The organism is Vibrio harveyi (assembly GCF_030060435.1).
GTDB classification, from domain to species: domain Bacteria; phylum Pseudomonadota; class Gammaproteobacteria; order Enterobacterales; family Vibrionaceae; genus Vibrio; species Vibrio harveyi.
Map to the genome: position 1 here is coordinate 633,083 of NZ_CP125875.1, position 18,503 is coordinate 651,585.

Annotated in this window: 15 protein-coding genes; 5 read left to right on the plus strand and 10 right to left on the minus strand. The window is 44.7% G+C overall.

Annotated elements, in window-relative coordinates:
• Positions 1-140: 140 nt before the first annotated feature.
• The 5 genes from QMY49_RS02965 to QMY49_RS02985 all read right to left on the minus strand — a co-directional run bounded on the left by QMY49_RS02965 (position 141) and on the right by QMY49_RS02985 (position 6,737).
• Positions 141-2,039 carry a BCCT family transporter gene (locus QMY49_RS02965; protein WP_005452055.1) on the minus strand — a complete coding sequence of 633 codons (1,899 nt, stop codon included), beginning with the start codon at positions 2,037-2,039 and terminating at the stop codon, positions 141-143.
• 121 nt (positions 2,040-2,160) lie between these two features.
• Complete coding sequence (locus tag QMY49_RS02970; RefSeq protein WP_005452054.1) at positions 2,161-2,520, minus strand: hypothetical protein; 360 nt, start codon at positions 2,518-2,520, stop codon at positions 2,161-2,163.
• A gap of 196 nt (positions 2,521-2,716) precedes the next feature.
• A complete protein-coding gene (locus QMY49_RS02975; RefSeq protein ID WP_053053025.1) occupies positions 2,717-3,664 on the minus strand; it encodes a ChaN family lipoprotein in 948 nt (315 codons plus the stop codon).
• An 83-nt stretch (positions 3,665-3,747) separates the two neighbouring features.
• Positions 3,748-4,590, minus strand: coding sequence for a 23S rRNA (guanine(745)-N(1))-methyltransferase (gene rlmA / locus QMY49_RS02980; RefSeq protein WP_017189340.1), 843 nt, complete (start codon positions 4,588-4,590; stop codon positions 3,748-3,750).
• Between the two features lie 110 nt (positions 4,591-4,700).
• Positions 4,701-6,737 (minus strand): methyl-accepting chemotaxis protein, encoded by a 2,037-nt coding sequence (locus tag QMY49_RS02985; RefSeq protein ID WP_009698536.1) that lies wholly within the window; start codon positions 6,735-6,737, stop codon positions 4,701-4,703.
• Positions 6,738-7,076: 339 nt separating this feature from the next.
• Between QMY49_RS02985 and QMY49_RS02990 the strand changes: the two genes are divergently transcribed.
• Positions 7,077-8,045, plus strand: a complete 969-nt coding sequence (locus tag QMY49_RS02990; protein ID WP_053050166.1) for a nucleoside hydrolase — start codon at positions 7,077-7,079, stop codon at positions 8,043-8,045.
• Positions 8,046-8,407: 362 nt separating this feature from the next.
• Here QMY49_RS02990 and QMY49_RS02995 read toward each other — a convergent pair whose 3' ends face one another.
• Together QMY49_RS02995 and gap are read right to left on the minus strand one after the other, a co-directional pair.
• On the minus strand, positions 8,408-9,292 hold the full coding sequence (locus QMY49_RS02995; RefSeq protein WP_009698535.1) for a D-hexose-6-phosphate mutarotase: 885 nt from the start codon (positions 9,290-9,292) through the stop codon (positions 8,408-8,410).
• Positions 9,293-9,446: 154 nt separating this feature from the next.
• Positions 9,447-10,442 carry a type I glyceraldehyde-3-phosphate dehydrogenase gene (gene gap / locus QMY49_RS03000; protein WP_005452046.1) on the minus strand — a complete coding sequence of 332 codons (996 nt, stop codon included), beginning with the start codon at positions 10,440-10,442 and terminating at the stop codon, positions 9,447-9,449.
• A 334-nt stretch (positions 10,443-10,776) separates the two neighbouring features.
• Between gap and msrB the strand changes: the two genes are divergently transcribed.
• Entirely contained in the window at positions 10,777-11,190 is a 414-nt protein-coding gene (gene msrB / locus QMY49_RS03005; protein WP_005452043.1) for a peptide-methionine (R)-S-oxide reductase MsrB, read from the plus strand.
• Positions 11,191-11,294: 104 nt separating this feature from the next.
• On the opposite strand, the gene QMY49_RS03010 is transcribed toward msrB, so the two are convergent.
• Positions 11,295-12,116 carry a DUF2989 domain-containing protein gene (locus QMY49_RS03010; protein WP_283312742.1) on the minus strand — a complete coding sequence of 274 codons (822 nt, stop codon included), beginning with the start codon at positions 12,114-12,116 and terminating at the stop codon, positions 11,295-11,297.
• A gap of 101 nt (positions 12,117-12,217) precedes the next feature.
• Between QMY49_RS03010 and QMY49_RS03015 the strand changes: the two genes are divergently transcribed.
• Complete coding sequence (locus QMY49_RS03015) at positions 12,218-12,502, plus strand: YeaC family protein (RefSeq protein WP_005444637.1); 285 nt, start codon at positions 12,218-12,220, stop codon at positions 12,500-12,502.
• A gap of 72 nt (positions 12,503-12,574) precedes the next feature.
• On the opposite strand, the gene ansA is transcribed toward QMY49_RS03015, so the two are convergent.
• Both ansA and sppA read right to left on the minus strand, forming a co-directional pair.
• Entirely contained in the window at positions 12,575-13,588 is a 1,014-nt protein-coding gene (gene ansA / locus QMY49_RS03020) for an asparaginase (protein ID WP_283312745.1), read from the minus strand.
• Between the two features lie 112 nt (positions 13,589-13,700).
• Complete coding sequence (gene sppA / locus QMY49_RS03025) at positions 13,701-15,551, minus strand: signal peptide peptidase SppA (RefSeq protein WP_005444641.1); 1,851 nt, start codon at positions 15,549-15,551, stop codon at positions 13,701-13,703.
• Between the two features lie 226 nt (positions 15,552-15,777).
• Here sppA and QMY49_RS03030 point away from each other — a divergent pair, with 226 nt between their 5' ends.
• Both QMY49_RS03030 and QMY49_RS03035 read left to right on the plus strand, forming a co-directional pair.
• Complete coding sequence (locus QMY49_RS03030) at positions 15,778-17,790, plus strand: NADPH-dependent 2,4-dienoyl-CoA reductase (protein ID WP_009698533.1); 2,013 nt, start codon at positions 15,778-15,780, stop codon at positions 17,788-17,790.
• Positions 17,791-17,953: 163 nt separating this feature from the next.
• Positions 17,954-18,502, plus strand: coding sequence for an NAD(P)H nitroreductase (locus tag QMY49_RS03035; protein ID WP_005444644.1), 549 nt, complete (start codon positions 17,954-17,956; stop codon positions 18,500-18,502).
• Position 18,503 lies beyond the last annotated feature (1 nt).

Here is an 18,503-nt window from a genome sequence, read left to right on the forward strand (position 1 = left end):
ACAACAAGGATTTATGACAAAAATACTACCGTCACAAAAGATTCATATGAGATACACAGGCGCATACTACGTCAGACAAAAAAAAGCTCACCGAAGTGAGCTTTGAGTTATGTTTAGGAGTTGAAAGTCATGGGCTAAAGCTACACTGCGTAAGAGGTACTTTGGGCCACGATTTGATTAAACTCGGCTCTGGATTGCTGGGCAGTTTCCGATAACTCGAGTTTTCTCTCTTTTGCCTTCATCACATTATCCAATAGGGCTTGCAACTCCTCTTGCATATCCTGCGGTAAGTGATGATCGGCAAAATCATTGTCGTCACTATGTTCAAGAGCGAAAGCACGGATGCGTTTACGCAGTGTCATCAATTGTGCCAGTGCGTCACGCTCTTGCTCCGCGGCTTCTTGAGCGGCGTCTCGTGCGCGTTCAAACCTAGCCATTGCCATCCCTTCTGTTGACCAAGGATCAAACTCTGGTAGCTCTTCAATATTAATGGTTGGTTCGATGTAATCTTCCTGATGTCGAATATCCAATGTTGTCGCTCGAACAGCCGACACCATGAGCATAATTGAGATGCCAAGTAGAGGTAAGCCTCCAACAATCGCCGCTGTTTGTAAGGTGCTTAGTCCCCCCATAAACATCAGAACAGTAGGCAGGAAAGACAACGTAAATGCCCAGAACATTCGGTTCCAACGCATTGGCTCCTCAGTGACGTTGTTTTGTACAACAGAGGCCAGAATGTATGAAATCGAATCAAAAGTCGTCGCTGTAAAAATGATGCACAGCAAGGTAAATACAGCGATAACAAAATAGCTCATCGGTAATGCATCAAGCATCGAGAATATCGCTGCTGTAGCGCCTTCGGCATTCAAAATGCCGACGACATCGAGTTCTCCGGATAACTGTAAAGACAAGCCGTAGTTACCTAAGATCATGAAAAATAGGAAGCAGCCCAGTGAACCAAAGAAGATGGAACCGGAAACCATCTGCTTGATGGTACGACCGCGAGAAATGCGAGCGACAAACAGTCCCATACTTGGAGCGAAGACTAGCCACCACGCCCAGTAGAAGATGGTCCAATCTTGTGGGAAATGTGTGTTGTCAAAAGTGCCGTATCCACCAAATGGCTCTGCCCATGTCGCCATAACAAAGAAGTTAGATAACATACGACCAATCGAATCTAAGCCAGTCTCCAGCATGAAGATGGTTGGTCCTACTGCCAACACAAAGGCTAGTAGTCCCATCGCTCCCCAGAAGTTAATGTTGCTTAGTACTTTGATGCCTTTTTCCATGCCTGCGTAAGAGGAGTAAGCAAAGATCGCAGTACAGATCAGCAATACAAGCACTTGACTGTAAGTATTTTTAGGCATGCCGAAGAGGTAATGCAGACCTTCTCCGATCAAAGGTGCAGCTAAGCCTAAACTGGTTGCTGCGCCGCCAAGTAGACCGAAGATAAACAGTACGTCAACAATCTTGCCAGCGGTACCTTTGCTGCGTTCTTCGCCAAGTACTGGCATCAATGCACTGGAGACTTTCAGTACGGGTTGTTTTCTTACGTAGAAGAAGTACGCAATTGGTAATGCAGGAATAAGGTAGATAGACCAGGCAATTGGTCCCCAGTGGAACAGACCGTAAGTTGCAGCCCAACGTACAGCTTCTTCGCTACCAGGCTCTAGTTGAAACGGAGGAGACTGGTAATAGTATGCCCACTCGATACAGCCCCAATAGAGGATACTTGCCCCGATGCCGCCACAGAACAGCATTGCGGCCCACGATGCCGTGGTGAATTCTGGCTTTTCATCAGGATCGCCTAACTTGATTTGGCCCATGTCGCTAAAAACGACATAAATCATGAAAATAAAAGCGGCAAGTCCTAGTGCAAGGTATAAGAAACCGAGCTTGTCAGTCATAAAGGTTTTAGCAACGGCAATCCATTGTGCACCTTCAGCCGGAAACAAAATTAAAGGGAAAACAATCGAAAGGAGCAGCGCGATTGCGCCAAAAAAAGTGGGTTTGTCTATAAGCGAAAATGCGTTTTTCACAGTTCATCGTCCGTTAATGAATAGTTTTCCATTATGGACTTGGACAAAAAAAGCGTTCAAATGAGGTTACTTATCGTAACGAAAGAAACTCTTGTTTAACCTGATGCTAAACGGTTAACCCCTAAACAAGAGCTAAGATGATACCACCAACCGTGAGGGCTGCTGAAAGATATTGACCTGCTGAGTAAGAGCCATCTTCCTCTTCTTCGATAGTGTGAGGATGGTCCATACCCAGCGCTCCATGAGCAAAAGATTCGACTTTGTCGCCAACGGTTTGGTTTTCGAGTTCCGCTTTCTTGCTTTCATGATCGATTTGCTGAAGCGCAGCGAGTAGTGCTTTCCCTTCACTAGAGAGTGATACTTTATTTTGCTCAATCTTTAATGGTGCGCCATCGGTGATTTTTTCGCTGGCTTTCGCTTGTTCAACTTTATTTTGTTGAGCAGCGTATGTATTGACTGAATTGCTTCCTACTGGATTCATCTGTTACCCCTTCGAACAACGACACTCTCTGATTGAGTGCAGGTAAAAAGCAGTTATCTTTATATCGACGGCAATAGATATATCTTGAATCAATCAGAAAAAAATAGGTCTGTTTTTGCCGCTTCTTAGGTATACAAACCAAGTTGCTTGCAAAAAGCAGACCTATTTCTCTATATCGGTTGTAAGATGCTTCTGATTACTTACATTGAAGGTCACTGTTGCGTGTTGCTAGGTGCTTGTACGCTGCCATTCGGTTGGCATCTTGTACATAACGAACTGGTGGAGAAAGTACTTCTAGTTGGTAATCCGAACTTTCCGAAGTAACCTCTGCTGTTGGGGTAATAACAACGACTTTTAGGTCTGGGTTACGGCGTAAAATGGAAGCAGCAGTGCCCAAACCATCTTCTGTGTGGAACTTACCGGCTATATGCACGACTTGAGTGTCAGGGTGTTTTGCAAGGTATTTGACGATCGAGTCCGCCATCGTTTCATCCCAAGTAACCTGAGCGGCGTATTGTTTCTCTGTTTGCTCTGGCTTGCCATGGTGCATAGATGCCATGAACTTTTCTTTGTATGGGCTGTTTGCCGTATTTACTTCATCAGCGATGAAGCTGCGCTCGTCACTGTCGAGCTTATTTATGTATTCCGCACCCTGACGACCGATACAGCGAACGATGTTCTTCGGTGCGTTTGCTGCGATCACAGGAATATCGGCTTGCTTAGCAAATTCCACCAAAGGACGGTAATCGCTTTCGTAGTTCGGCCATGCGTTGCTCTGCTTCATGAAGTACTGCTCGCCAATCTCTCCATCAAGGTAAGCGTCTAAGATAGCTTGTTTGTCGCGAGTAACTTGTTCCATTGAAAGTGCTATAGGACGGTCTGTCTTTGACAGCTGTTTGAGCATATCTGTTTGAAAACGATGGATACCTGCGTGAGTGTGCCATTCACCAATTAAAATAACGTCTGCTTGTTGTAATTCAGAGGGTAATTGATTGATTGAGATGGCTTTACCAGCAGGGTCATGTAGCTGGTAGTCATAGAAACTGGTTACGTCACCAGTTATCGCGTCAGGAGCGGTGGGTGCGTTTGAAGCACAGCCAGTTAGCAAGCCTGCAAAAATCAGACTTAGTGTAGAAAAGCGCATTAAAAAGCCTCCAAAAATGTCCGAACGATATTAATGGAGGCTGATAAATGAATCAATGGTAATGAGAATAATTAGCGTTACATTTATTCTTCGGTACCTGCTTGAGTCGTTTTCTTACGGTAGACACGCAACATAAAGTCAGCCTCACATTGGAAAAGTGTAGATGACTTTAGCTCGTCACGAAGTTCATCGCTGGCTTTCCATGCGAATGGTGTCATTTGCAGCAAATCGAATGCGACGCCATCTTTTAAGTCCATGGTGTAGTTCAGCTTCTGTTGGTACTCTAATTCGAAACCTTCGATGTGCTCTGGCTCTTCATTGTGCAGGCGAACTTCTTGATAAATGCGTTCGCGGAACTGATACAAGTGGCGACCCGCTGGCGTCACAGTGATCACCACACCATTGTCTTTGATAACACGCTGCAATTCTTCTGCTTTGCATGGTGCATAGATGCGCAAAATAGCATCCAGAGACCGATCTGCATATGGTAGCCGATGGCTTGATGCAACACTGAAATCGCAATGTGGGTAGCGTTTAGACGCATAACGAATAGCGACTTTTGAGATATCTAACCCATAGACATTGGCGTTTTCATCTTGTGCATGTAATGAGCGCTGAACTTGGTCTGTGTAGTAACCTTCACCACAGCCAATATCCAATAACTGATGACTTGTACCTTGAGTATAGGTTGCACAAAGACGAGCGACTTCTTGGCGCATTGGGTCGTAATGATTTCCCTCAAGAAAGCGACGACGCGCCTGCATCATCTCTTTGTTGTCACCTGGATCTTTTGAGCGTTTGTGGTGTGCTGGCATCAAGTTTACGTAGCCTTCTTTCGCTAGGTCGAATTGATGATTGTTTTCACATTTAAACGTCTTTGCGGTGAGCTCAAGAGGTTGATGACATAGAGGACATTGATAGTTCATGACGATCTCTGGACAAGAAGTAGGGCGGCAGATTCTATCAAAAAGGGGGTGGGTAAGCGAAACAAAAAAGAGCCGAAAATATCGGCTCTTTGATGGTTTTACTTGATGGCTTAGTGGAAGAAGTCCACTTGGTGTTTCAAGTTTTGTGCTTGCTGTTGCAGCTCGGTCGCACTGTGTGATGTTTTTGCACTCGTGTCACGGCTTTCACGGTTCAACTCACTGATAGAGTGAGCATTTGCCGCGATTTCTTGAGAAACTTGTGCTTGTTCTTCAGACGTTGCCGCAATTGCGTCTGCTTGAGAGGCGATGGATTGAACTTGACCCGCAATGGCTTCAAGCGCAGTGCCTGCTTCTTGTGCTTTATCAAGTACCTTATTCGCGTTTTGCTGACTTTCCGTCATCATGCTTACGGCATTGCTTGTTGAGCCTTTAAGTTTCTCAATGATTTCCACAACGTCTTTCACCGAGGTTTGAGTGCGATGAGCCAGTGTACGAACTTCATCTGCTACGACCGCAAAGCCACGACCCTGCTCACCAGCTCGCGCCGCTTCAATTGCAGCATTAAGAGCGAGTAGGTTAGTTTGCTCAGCAATTTCATCAATCATTTTCGTGACAGTTTGGATGCTTTCACTATCACGGTTTACTTGCTCAATCGCTGCCGCAGATTGGTCTAGCTGATCGTTGAGCTGTGCCACATCAATGCAAACCCCTTCAACTACGCCCAAACCAGATTGGCTATCTGTGTTTGCAGAGCGGACGTTTTCTGCAATTTGTTCAACCTGTTGTGCGACAGATTGAGCGGATGATGCCATCTCCTCAATCGCAGTCACAACTTGTTCAACCTGTTCTTGCTGAAGATCGGATTGCATCAAGTTGCGGTTCGCATCATCCACAACACTTGTTGAGTTGCTCTCAACTTGGTCGCTTGTTGTTCGAATTTGACCAACTAACTCGTTCAATTGCCCCGCCATGTTAGCGACGCCGTTGTTCAGGTTAATGATTTCATTTTTAGACGCTTTTCCTGATGCAGGAATATCAATACTTACTTCACCTTTCGCTAAGCGGTTCATATAACCGTTCAGTACAGTGAGTGGGTTTAGCATGCGGTTTAGAACCAATGTCAGCACCAAAAATGTCGCCGCAGCAACAATGACAGAGATAGTCGCGATCAGTTTAAGCAACGTTTGGCTGCCTTTGGTCACTTCGTGGATAAATGTGCCACCCAACAGCTTCCAATTCCAACCAGGCACTTGAGTGTAAACAAGGTATTTCTCACCTACCGTTCCTTGATATTCAAATGGGTATCGAATCAGACCACTGTCTTGTTCGAATAATTGGTGGAAAGGCTTGTTACCGTTGTAGTCAGCAACTTCTTGAATCGGTGGCTCACTTTCTGTTCGTGTTGGATGAAGAAGGTAGTGACCTTGGTTACTTTTCTCATTATCCAAGATAATGGTGTAACCCGTATCTCCCCATTTTACAGTCTTTAATGAGTTGAAGAGATCTTGTGTCGCGCGCTCAACAGGGAGACCGATAAAAGAAATTCCTTGGACCTTACCATTTGCATCTTTTAAAGGGGCGTAGTAGGTGATGTAGCGCTCACCATAAAGTTTGATTTGTGCGTAGTAAGGCTGACCACTCATAAGTTTCTGATAGCCCGGGTGATTTTGACCAAGTGTCGTTCCCAGAGCTCGCTTACCTTGAGGATCTTTTAATGATGTTGCAACACGAATGAAATCATTTCCTAGTGGGGCAAAAAGCGTTGCGATAGCGCCAGTATCACGCGTAAAGGTATCCACCAATTTTGTATCACCAATCAGGCTTTCGCTGTATTGGGTAATGTTTGGAACCTGGTGACCTTGAAAGTCGACAGTGTAATTCTCTACATATACACCAGCTAGATACCCATTACGGAAAGTTGATTCCAGAACTTCTGCCGTGTGTAAATAAGCGTTGAATTGACCGGCAATGGTTTTTGCCATCGATTCAACTTTAGATTGGTGTTCTTTGAGGGTGTTTTCTAAAAGTACGTTAGAAGCGTTTTGATAAACAAGCGCAGCAATGCTTGAAAATGCGATGAGTAGACACAGCGTGATTACCAGCTTTAGCTGAAAACCGACACTTTGGTTTCGATAATTGTCTAGCATGTAGTGTCATTCCTGATATTTTTCGATGTTATAAATCTTGTATCGGCATGCTATCGATTTATATGACGTGTTTTTTTGATTTTTATTAAGTTAGTTGTCAAAAAACCACCGCAACCAATAGCTTAGGCACTAACTGACCGTTAATTAAGCAATTTTCTTTCAAAAAAAGCTCGAAACTTTGATTTTAAGTTGGAGCAATGATGACCAATTTCCTTTCGCTAGATCGAGTTGTCGCCTAGAGATGTAAGATGACAAAACTCATACCTTAGATTTTTGTCACGTTTATCCTTGTTTTTTATAGGTATTGTTAGTGTTTTCTTGCGTGAAATAGATGCTCATATGACAAAGAAAATCATTCTAGACACAGACCCAGGTATCGATGATGCGATGGCTATTCTTTTTGCAGAAGCTCATCCGGATATCGAGCTTATGGGTATCACTACCGTTTATGGTAATGCGACCATAGACAATGCGACTCACAACGCGCTGTACCTAAAACAGAAGTTTGGTATGAATGCTATCGTTGCCAAGGGGGCGGATAAACCTTTAATAAAAGCACCTGTCGGAGCGACGGTTGTCGTGCATGGCGAAGAAGGCTTTGGCGATGTGAAGGCACCAAGCTCACTGAATGTAACTGCTATTGATAAGCCCGCTTATCAGTACATTATCGATAGTGTTCGTGAGCAGCCGGGAGAGATTACCTTAGTGGCTGTTGGCCCACTTACTAACCTTGCTCTGGCACTGGAAGCGGACCCTGAAATTGTTCACTTAGTTAAGGAAGTGGTTGTGATGGGTGGCGCTTTTGGTGAGAACGACCATAGAGGCAATGTCACGCCATACGCAGAAGCAAATATTCATGATGATCCTCATGCCGCAGACAAGGTATTTACTGCATCATGGCCGGTGGTGATTATTGGGTTAGATGTCACAGAGGAGAGCTTCTTTACTGGTCAATACCTTGATCAACTTCGAGATGATGCAGGGGAAGTGGGGCAGTTTATTTGGGATGTGAGCCGTTACTACCTGAAGTTTTATTCGGAAAAGGTAGGGATGGATGGATGTCATGTTCACGATCCTTCCGCTATTGCCTATGTGATTGACCCAACACTCTTCAATCTGCGTTGTGGGGCTGTAAGAGTGGTTACTGATGGACCGGCAGAAGGTATGACGATCCAGAAAGCCGATCAGCGCAAATATATGAATGATGAATGGAGCGTATTCTCTGCACAAAATGTCGGGGTAGGAGTGAAGAATGAGGCACTACTTTCGCTTTATCGAGAATCGATTATTCGTTATGGCACGAAATAACACAGATGAGCTTATCGGTAATAGTCGATGACTTGGACTGATTTCCACTGGTTGTCTGACTCGACGGGACGTATGAAAGCATTCATCTTTGAAGCTTGGTTCTGATTGTCGAAGGTTAGCCCTTCAATTTTCTTAAACGGTTTGTTCGTCTCGTAGAACCTTTCAAAGGTTACTTGGGTATACATCCAAATAAAAGGGTAGCGAACAGTGGTATCAAGAAAACAGTGTGTTTCATCATACGGACCTTATTTAGACGAATGTGCTTTTGCTCCGATGCTTGTACTTTAAAGTATGGCACTGGCTACCCAAACCTTGTGCCTGCTGGTGGCAAAAAGGTCGGTTGAACCGACCTTTGAGTAGTGTTAATGGGCAGAAATCACAGTAATAAGCTCGTGAGTCTCGCCTGGCTGCAAGGTTTTGCCTTGCTTGATACTTGGTGCATGTACCGTGGACTCAACACACAGCATGGTCTCGTAACCATTGTCTGCCATATCACCCATACCTTGTGCGCCTGTAGCCCAAGGGTTCCACAATACCGCAGAGTTATGACCTTGGTTTTCTACACTTAGTGTGCGATTCAGTACCGCGTCTTTCACCAAGATTTGTGCTTCTGGTTGAGTGTAAACACGGTCAATCGTATCAGTCAGTTGAAGGACATCACCGCCTTGGCAGATTTCACCTTCTTTTAAGCTGTCGATGTATTCAGGTCCCATGCCTGTTGTTTGTGCTTGCTTGATATCACCAACGTTTAAGTAGGTATGCAGTGCACCAGAGAATGTCCACTCTGCATCATCGATGTTGGTGACTTTTAATGTCACTTTCAATTGGTCGCTGATTTCAACCATCAAGCGAGCATCAAACATGTGTGGCCAGATGTCGTGAGTTTCTTCAGTTGGGAATAGAGCGAGTTCAACGATCACGCCATTATCATTTTCGCGGTGTTCAACTAGTTCCCATTCCGCCGTGCGAGCAAAGCCATGAGCCGGTGCCGCAATGCGACCAAACCAAGGCCAACAGACAGGAATACCACCGCGAAGTGCTGCTTTACCATCAAAAATTGCTTTCTCACTCATCCAGATGAGGTCTTCTTTACCCGCTGGTGTAAATGACACAACGTGACCGCCATGTAGCGCGATGCCTGCCGTTGCTTTCTCATGAATAATGCGGACGACTTTAACCTGATCAACTTCAACGATAGTGACATTGTCAGATAACACAGTGAGTGCTGGGAGAGTTTTTAAATCCATGTGTTATTTCCTATAGCTGGGGGAGAGCGTTGTCGATACTTGCAGAACAGATGTTATATCGATTTTATATTCTCTCAAATTCCAGATACAAAAAAGGCGACTCTAGAGCCGCCTTTTCTTTAACGAAGTTATTCGCTAATTGCTAACTGTCTAATTACTTAGAGATGTGAGCGATTAGGTCTAGAACTTTGTTTGAGTAACCGATTTCGTTGTCGTACCAAGATACAACTTTAACGAAGTTATCAGTTAGAGCGATACCAGCTTTAGCATCAAATACTGAAGTTTGAACTTCGCCGATGAAGTCTTGAGAAACAACTTGGTCTTCAGTGTAGCCTAGTACGCCAGCTAGTTCGCCTTCAGAAGCTTCTTTCATTGCTGCACAGATAGCTTCGTAAGATGCGCCTTCTTTTAGGTTAACTGTTAGGTCAACTACAGAAACGTTAGCTGTTGGTACGCGGAAAGCCATACCAGTTAGTTTGCCGTTTAGTTCAGGAAGAACAACGCCTACAGCTTTAGCAGCACCAGTTGATGATGGGATGATGTTTTGAGAAGCACCACGACCACCGCGCCAGTCTTTAGCAGAAGGACCGTCTACAGTTTTTTGAGTTGCTGTAGTAGCGTGAACTGTAGTCATAAGACCAGATTCGATACCGAACTTGTCGTTAAGAACTTTAGCGATAGGCGCTAGACAGTTAGTAGTACAAGAAGCGTTAGAAACGATGTCTTGACCAGCGTAAGTAGCGTGGTTAACGCCCATTACGAACATTGGAGTAGCGTCTTTTGAAGGACCAGTTAGAACAACTTTCTTCGCGCCAGCAGTGATGTGCTTACGTGCAGTCTCGTCAGTTAGGAAAAGACCAGTTGCTTCAGCTACTACGTCAACACCGATTGCGTCCCATTTTAGGTCTTCTGGGTTGCGCTCTGCAGTTACACGTACAGTTTTACCGTTAACGATTAGGTTACCGCCTTCAACTTCAACAGTACCGTTGAAACGGCCGTGAGTTGAGTCGTACTTAAGCATGTATGCCATGTAATCTACGTCGATAAGGTCGTTAATACCTACAACTTCGATGTCGTTGCGCTCTTGCGCTGCACGGAATACGAAACGACCGATACGGCCAAAACCGTTAATACCTACTTTGATAGTCATTATAGTTGCTCCACAACTTAATTTCTGATTAAAGATAACTGGTAGTAAAATTACAAAATCCAGTAAACATCTGCAACAGATAATCGGACTTAACTTGTTTAAAGTCAAAAAAAAGCGACGCTTTTTTTAACAATTCTTCGCAAATGCTCGTTTTTTAAACTTTTAACTGGTTATTCTACATTCCAGTTGGCGTAATATAACTTTCGAGATAAGAACTCGTATCAAATTAATTACACATGGTGTCCTGGTGAGAAAGTATGTGCTACAACTGTTACGAGAAGCAAGTTTTTTGCTAAAAAAGTCATTGCCAAAAATAAGAAATAAGGAACAGAAATTGGTAGAACAAAGCGGAAGAAAAGTAACGAAGTCCGATGAACAGTGGCGTGAGCAGCTTTCAGAGGAAGAGTTTCGCGTGTGTCGTGAGCATGGTACAGAGGCTCCGTTCAGCGGTAAACTGCTTCACAATAAAGACACAGGTGTGTATACCTGCACATGTTGTGATGCCCCTCTATTTATCTCCGATAACAAGTACGATTCAGGGTGTGGATGGCCAAGTTTTGATGCACCAATTAATGATACCGCGGTGCGCTATCTAAAAGATCTAAGTCACGGAATGGTTCGTACAGAGATCCGATGTGCGGCTTGTGACAGCCATTTAGGTCACGTTTTTGAAGATGGACCGCAAACAACAGGCGAACGCTATTGTGTAAACTCAGTGTCGTTAATTTTCAACAAATCCGACCAATAACGCCATTTTGGACTGAAAGAATGTTTCATCCTTTCAATTAATATAAGACAAACGATTACTCTACAAATAAAAAAACTCCCTATATGAATGGGAGTTTTTTTATTTTATAAATCGCTTGGGATCATCCTTGGTGAATAATTTCCTTTCTCTATTGCCTTAGATATTGATTTAGCAAGATCGTCTAATTGTTCATATTTCTCTGGCTGTGCAAAGTTGAACATGCGTTTTAACTGCTGCTCATCTGCAAGGGGAACATCGAAGCGTTTAGCCACCATTGCCCACAAGTACGCTTGTGCTTTGTTTCCCTGACCTTGGTTGATGCTTGCTAAGGATTTTAAAATCTCAGGGTTTAAGTTGTCCTCATTCGACATCGATAGTGAATTATGAAGTAATGTTAATGTTTTTTGCTGATCGCGGTTGGTATAGAACGTTGCCAAGGCGTATTGCATTTCTGCTGTATTCAGTTCTGGCGAACCTTCCATTTGTAAAAACTGTCGGCGAGCTTGTGTGTCACCTGTTTGCGACCATAAAAAATAGAAAGTGGCAGGGTCTTTTGTACCTTTGAGTTCATTCACAATGCGATCTAGTTCATCAATGCTGTGCACCAAGGCATCAAAGCGTTTACGTTTTAACGCACTTTGATCGATAGGCGTGATTTGCGAAGCGAGTTCTAGACACTTGCGGTACTCTGCCACCAAGCCATATTCGATCACTTGATTGGCTTCGGTCGGGCTCTTGAGCAATTCAAAACGATGCCAGACAAGATTCGTTCGCGGAATTCGACATTGACCATCGTCCATATTTAACTTCTCGCAGCGAAGTTTGGGGTTGTTTTGACACAATTCTTCCGTTGTGACATTGCCTTCAAAGCAGCCAGTTAATGTTAGGCTGAAAAGGCTTGCTAGTAACCAGTATGTTCGTTTCATGGTTTTGCTTGTGATCCGTTACACCAATTCATTTTCAGGTTCTTGACTCTGTTTTCTATACCGTTATGTTCTGTAAATAGAATGTAATAAGAAGGTACATTATGGACGCAGAACAATTATTAGATGCGATAACTCCAGAAGTCTATGATCGATTGGTTTACGCAGTAGAAACAGGTAGATGGCCCGAGGGTACACCACTTTCTCAAGAGCAGCGAGACTCATGTATGCAAGCTGTGATGTTGTATCAATCAAAACATAATACTGAAGCTCAACATATGACGGTTGCCGCTGGTGGTGAAATCAGCTTTAAGTCCAAGCAAGAATTGAAAAAACAGTTTAAACAAGAAGAGAGTGACATCGTTCGAGTTAATCCAAACCTCAACTGATTCACCTTTTAGATGTAAAAAGCCCAATCATTTCGATTGGGCTTTTTCGTGTTCGGTGGAGTCATTAACGTGTTATAGACTCATTTCACCTTGAAGCACTTCTTGCATCTTCAGTTTGATCTCTTCATACGACAAGTTTTGGCTTAGAAGATAGTGAAGTTTCGCAAGTGCCGCTTCTGGTGTCATATCAAAGCCGCTGATCACGCCAGAATCTGCCAGGGCACAACCTGTCGCATAGCCGCCCATGTTCACTTTACCTGCCAAACATTGAGTCAGGTTTACGACGATCACTCCACGTTCTGAGGCTTCTTTTAAATGGCCAAGTAGCTCAGGGTTTTGTGGTGCGTTACCTACACCGAACGTCAACAGGATCATAGCGTTAACTGGTTGGCGTAGCGTGTTGCGGATTACTTCGTGTGAAATGCCAGGGTACATGGTGATCACACCAATTGGCTGTGGCGTGATGTTGTGTACTTTGAACTCACCTTCTGGTTTTGCACCAACCGTAACATTGTTACTGATTTGGATATTGATCCCTGCTTCCAAAAGCGGTGGCAGGTTAGGTGAAGTAAAGGCATTGAATCCATCTGCGTGAGATTTGGTACTACGGTTACCACGCATCAACTGGTTGTTGAAGAACAGTGTTACTTCGTTGATTGGGTAGTTGGCCGCAATGTGCAGGGCATTAAGGAGGTTTGCTTGTCCGTCTGAGCGTAGCTCAGCCAACGGAATCTGTGAGCCTGTCACGATAACGGGCTTACCTAAATTTTCCAACATGAAAGACAAGGCTGAAGCGGTGTATGCCATGGTGTCAGTACCATGCAAAATCACAAAACCATCATATTTTTCGTAGTTGTCACGGATGTCGTCTGCGATTTGCTGCCAGTCAGCAGGCGTCATATCTGAAGAGTCGATCAGTGGTTCGTACTCGTGGATAGTGTATTCCGGCATTTCTGGACGGTGGAACTCGGGCATACTGGCTAGTTGCTTTTCCATAAAGCCAGCCACAGGCACGTAGCCGTGATCCGATTTTTGCATACCGATGGTGCCACCGGTGTAAGCGATGTAGATATGTTTTCTAGTCATCGTTCTACTTTACTTCATGTAGGGGAACAGTGGCGGGGATTATAGCGAAATGAAACCTAATAAAAAGGGGCATCTCGCACAGAGACGCCCCTTTTTGGCTAAGCTAGGAAAGCTATTGCACTTGGCAGTTCAAACAGAACGCATATTGACCTTTTGGATCGTTAAAGCTTTGCAGCATGCTTGCGTCTTGCTCAAATTGTTGAGCGACAGGTTGAAGGCTCTTTGGTAAAAACGCAGTCGCGTCGATACCGAGAGATACTTTGACCTGATTCATAAACTCTTGGATCAGTTGTTCTGTTGGCGATAGTGGCTCTTCGACCCAGTAGATATCGTAGTTGTCGACTTCTGCTAATTTCGCAGCCAGTTCTACCGCATCATCGAAGTCACCCATTTGGTCCACCAAGCCGAATGACATTGCGTCTTGACCTGTCCAAACTCGACCTTGTGCCACTTTGTCGACGTCTTCCACAGACATATCACGGTTGGACCCCACCAGTGAAATAAAGCGCTTGTAACCGTGCTCAATGCCAAGCTGGAATGCTTGAGACGCACCTTCAGACAATCCCGTTGTGATACCGTCACCTGAGAATGGTGAAGTGCCTACGCCATCGGTGCTGATACCAAGTTTAGTGAAGCCTTTTTCAAATGTAGTGATCACACTGAAGATACCAATTGAGCCTGTCAGCGTTGTTGGTTGAGCAACGATCTTGTCTGCGCTCATTGAGATCCAGTAACCACCTGAAGCAGCAAGGCTAGACATAGATACGACCACAGGTTTACCTGCTTCTTTAAGCGCTTCCACTTCATTACGGATCACTTCTGAAGCAAATGCACTACCGCCAGGGCTGTCCACTCGAAGTACGACTGCTTTTACCTTGTCGTCATTACGAGCTTGGCGTAGTAGGCTTGCAACCGTATCGCCACCAACAGTGCCACGTGGTTGCTGACCATCCATAATCGCACCGCTCGCGACGACAACAGCAATGTCATTTTCAGACGGCATTAAGTTAGGGCGCATGGTCGCTAGGTAATCGTAGTAACCAATTGCGTTGTAACTGTCCTTGCCATCACTACCAAATTCTTTTGCGAATAACTTTCGAACGTCTTGACGCGTTGCAAGTTCATCTACTAGACCCATTTTCACAGCAAGTTGTGCAAGATCACCATCAACGGATTTCATTTCAGCAAGGAGCTCATCCATTGTTGGGTTTAGTACTTTTGCATCAATGTTACGGTTAGTCGCAACGTCATCGACAAAGGCACTCCAAAGTTGGGTTATCCAGCGTGTTGCTGATTCTTTCGCTGCATCAGACATATCGTCACGGATGAAGGGCTCAATTGCGGATTTGTAGGTACCAACACGGAATACGTGTGTTGATACGTCCAGCTTCTCTAACAAGGTTTTGTAGTACATTGAGTAAGAGCTGTAACCCTTGATCAACACGCCACCATCAGGTGCTAGGAACACTTTATCTGCATAACTTGCCAGGTAGTATTGGCTCTGGTTGTAGAAGTCCCCGACGGCATAGACAGGCTTGCCTGACGTTTTAAATTCGTTCAACGCTTTGGCGATGTAGCGAAGCTTGGTCAGGTTGGTTTCCGGCATATCGCGTAAAGCTAGGACTAAGCCAGAAACTTTCGGATCGTCTTTGGCGTAACGAATGGTATCGACGATATCGAAGAGTACGTTTTCTTTCGGAATTTCGTTACCTAGGATTGAACCTGCGACGGAGTCCATCGGATTAACATAACGGCGCTGCTCAACGATAGGACCAGAAAGGTTCATCACAAGAGCCGATTCTTTTTCAACAGTAGGTTGACCTTCACCAGTGTATGTAAAAGCAAAGTAAAAGACGGCAATCATCACTAGGAAGATCAAATTTGCCAGAGCAAGTCTGACAAAGGTAATGGCTTTCCATATTCCCTTAAATATCAGACCAATAAATTGGAAGATTTTTTTCATCTTGTCTCCATAACGAGATAGTCATTCCCTAATATTACAAAGTATGGGGTCTTATCTCTAAGATCTCAAAAGATAACAATTTTTTTAGCTTATCACGCTCATTCAACAATTGGCATAGTTTAGCGCGAGATTGACGTGTGTTGCAAAAATGTAAACGCTTGTTTGATTTTTTGGTTTTTGCGGCGTACTGTGGTCAGACCACAACAATAAAAATGGATGTTTAGTGATGTCTGCCATGTACCCAAATTTGTTAAAACCATTGGACTTAGGTTTTACACAGCTACGAAACCGCGTCTTGATGGGATCAATGCACACCGGTTTAGAAGAACACAAAGAAGGACTACAAAAGCTTGCGGCGTTCTATGAAGAGCGTGCGAAGGGCGGTGTAGGTCTTATCGTGACGGGTGGTTTTTCTCCAAACTTACGTGGTCGACTACACCCTTTGAGTGCTGAGTTTAGTAAGCCGAAACACGCTAAAGCACACCAGGTTGTGACAGAAGCCGTACATAAACATGGTGGCAAAATCGCTTTGCAAATTCTTCATGCCGGACGTTATGCGATGCACCCATTCGCGCAAAGTGCGTCGGGAATCAAAGCTCCGATCGCAAAATTTGCACCTAGTGAAATGAGCGAACGTCAGATCAAAAAGACCATCGACGCTTTTGCTAACAGTGCTGAATTGGCACAGCTTGCGGGTTACGATGGCGTGGAACTGATGGGCTCTGAAGGTTATTTGATTAACCAGTTTTTATGTAAGCGCACCAACATGCGTTATGACGAGTGGGGCGGCAGCTACAAAAAACGCATGCGTTTCCCGGTTGAAATTGTCAAAGCGGTGCGCAAAGCGGTTGGTGAAAAGTTCATTATTATTTTCCGACTCTCTATGCTTGATTTGGTTGAGCAAGGCAGCACCTTTGATGATGTGATTGAACTGGCAAAGGCACTAGAAGAAGCGGGTGTAACCATCATCAATACGGGTATCGGTTGGCACGAGGCTCGTATCCCAACGATTGCGACTCAAGTTCCGCGAGGTGCGTTTACTTGGGTTACTGAAAAAGTCAAACCTCACGTTTCGGTTCCTATTATTACTTGTAACCGAATCAATACCCCTGACGAAGCTGAACGTATTCTCTCTTCTGGACACGCTGATATGGTATCAATGGCGCGACCTTTCTTAGCTGATCCTTACTTTGTCGCTAAGGCTGAACAAGAGAAGTCCCAATTGATTAATACTTGCATTGGTTGCAACCAAGCGTGTCTGGATAACGTATTTAAAGGCAAGCGAGCGAGCTGTTTGGTTAATCCGCTCGCCTGTTATGAAACAGAAATTGTCGTAGAGCCCGCATTCAAGAAGAAAAACATTGCCGTTATTGGGGCGGGTCCTGCCGGTCTTGCGTGTGCTACTACATTGGCTGAGCGTGGACACAAAGTGGATCTGTTTGAGAAAAATGACCGCATTGGAGGGCAGTTCCGCTTAGCGATGCAAATCCCGGGCAAAGAAGAATTCCGTGAAACGATTCGTTACTTTGCAAATCGCATTGAGGAAACGGGCGTTAACCTTCACCTAGAAACAGAAGCTAACTATGACTTATTGACCGAATACGATGAAGTGGTGATGGCTTCGGGTGTAGAGCCTCGTAAAGTTAAAATCGATGGCATCGATAATCCAGAAAAAGTGATCGACTATCAAACACTCATTCGAGATAAAACTCCTGTAGGCGAGAAAGTTGCCATTGTTGGTGCTGGTGGTATTGGTGTCGATGTAGCCACCATGCTCACTGAGCCAGTTGGTCAGACGTTGGATGATTGGCTACACGAATGGGGAATCGACAAAGAGATGTCTCAACCGGGCGGTTTATACCCTTATCCCGACGCTGTTAGTGATAAAGAAGTATGGGTTCTACAACGTCGTAAAGGTCGTGTCGGGAAAGGTCCGGGTAAAACTACGGGTTGGATTCATAAACGCACATTAGAGAAACGCGGTGTTCACTTATATGGTGGCGTGTCTTACGACAAGATAGATGATACTGGTTTGCACATTCATGTGAATGGCAAAGAACAATTGTTAGCTGCAGATAAAGTGGTGATTTGTGCCGGGCAAGAGTCGGTTCGTCCATTTGAAGACAAGTGGCACGAGCTTGGTGAAAAACTGCATATTATTGGCGGCGCAGATCATGCAGGAGAACTTGATGCGGTGCGCGCTATCCGCCAAGGCGTCAAACTTGCTGTAAAACTGTAGTTATCTGTGACGGATCTTTTTCATTCTTAACCTTTTGTGGCTGCGCCTTGTGCGCAGCTTTTTTTATGGTTTTAAACCCTATAAAACAGAGTGTTATTTGCCAAAGTGGATTATGCTAAAGTGAACGCGTAAAAATAATAACTCACCTAATAAGGACTTGTTCATGGAAGCTCTCGATCTTTTGCTCAACCGCCGTTCTATTGCCAAGTTGTCTGAGCCTGCACCAGAAGGGCAAGCTCTAGAAAATATCATTCGTGCAGGTCTGCGAGCGCCAGATCACGCAGGATTGACGCCTTGGCGTTTTGTTATTGCTCAAGGGGATGGTCTTAAAAAGTTGTCAGATATCCTTGTGAGAGCAGCAGAAGCTGAAAACAGCGAAGACGCGGTGATAGAAAAAGTGAAAAACGCGCCTTTTCGCGCGCCAATGGTTATCACTGTGATTGCTAAAGTGACAGAACACGAAAAAGTCCCAGAACTGGAACAATATCTGTCTGCAGGTTGTGCGGTGCAAGCGATGCAAATGGCGGCGGTTGCCCAAGGTTTCCAAGGCTTTTGGCGTTCAGGAAAGTGGATGTTCCATCCAGAAGTACATCAAGCGTTTGGTCTTGAAGGCAAAGACCAAATCGTAGGCTTCCTGTATTTAGGCACCCCTGGTTGTACGCCAATGAAAGTGCCAGAGCGTGAACTGTCTCAATTCGTTGAGTTTCAATAAT

Excerpts from the sequence above, each read along its gene's own strand:
- QMY49_RS03030 (WP_009698533.1), top strand. The coding sequence starts at position 15,778 with ATGTCTGCCATGTACCCAAATTTGTTAAAACCATTGGACTTAGGTTTT.
- QMY49_RS02990 (WP_053050166.1), top strand. The coding sequence starts at position 7,077 with ATGACAAAGAAAATCATTCTAGACACAGACCCAGGTATCGATGATGCG.
- QMY49_RS03035 (WP_005444644.1), top strand. The coding sequence starts at position 17,954 with ATGGAAGCTCTCGATCTTTTGCTCAACCGCCGTTCTATTGCCAAGTTG.
- sppA (WP_005444641.1), bottom strand. The coding sequence starts at position 15,551 with ATGAAAAAAATCTTCCAATTTATTGGTCTGATATTTAAGGGAATATGG.
- QMY49_RS02995 (WP_009698535.1), bottom strand. The coding sequence starts at position 9,292 with ATGGATTTAAAAACTCTCCCAGCACTCACTGTGTTATCTGACAATGTC.
- ansA (WP_283312745.1), bottom strand. The coding sequence starts at position 13,588 with ATGACTAGAAAACATATCTACATCGCTTACACCGGTGGCACCATCGGT.
- rlmA (WP_017189340.1), bottom strand. The coding sequence starts at position 4,590 with ATGAACTATCAATGTCCTCTATGTCATCAACCTCTTGAGCTCACCGCA.
- QMY49_RS02985 (WP_009698536.1), bottom strand. The coding sequence starts at position 6,737 with ATGCTAGACAATTATCGAAACCAAAGTGTCGGTTTTCAGCTAAAGCTG.
- QMY49_RS02970 (WP_005452054.1), bottom strand. The coding sequence starts at position 2,520 with ATGAATCCAGTAGGAAGCAATTCAGTCAATACATACGCTGCTCAACAA.
- QMY49_RS03010 (WP_283312742.1), bottom strand. The coding sequence starts at position 12,116 with ATGAAACGAACATACTGGTTACTAGCAAGCCTTTTCAGCCTAACATTA.
- QMY49_RS02975 (WP_053053025.1), bottom strand. The coding sequence starts at position 3,664 with ATGCGCTTTTCTACACTAAGTCTGATTTTTGCAGGCTTGCTAACTGGC.
- QMY49_RS03015 (WP_005444637.1), top strand. The coding sequence starts at position 12,218 with ATGGACGCAGAACAATTATTAGATGCGATAACTCCAGAAGTCTATGAT.
- gap (WP_005452046.1), bottom strand. The coding sequence starts at position 10,442 with ATGACTATCAAAGTAGGTATTAACGGTTTTGGCCGTATCGGTCGTTTC.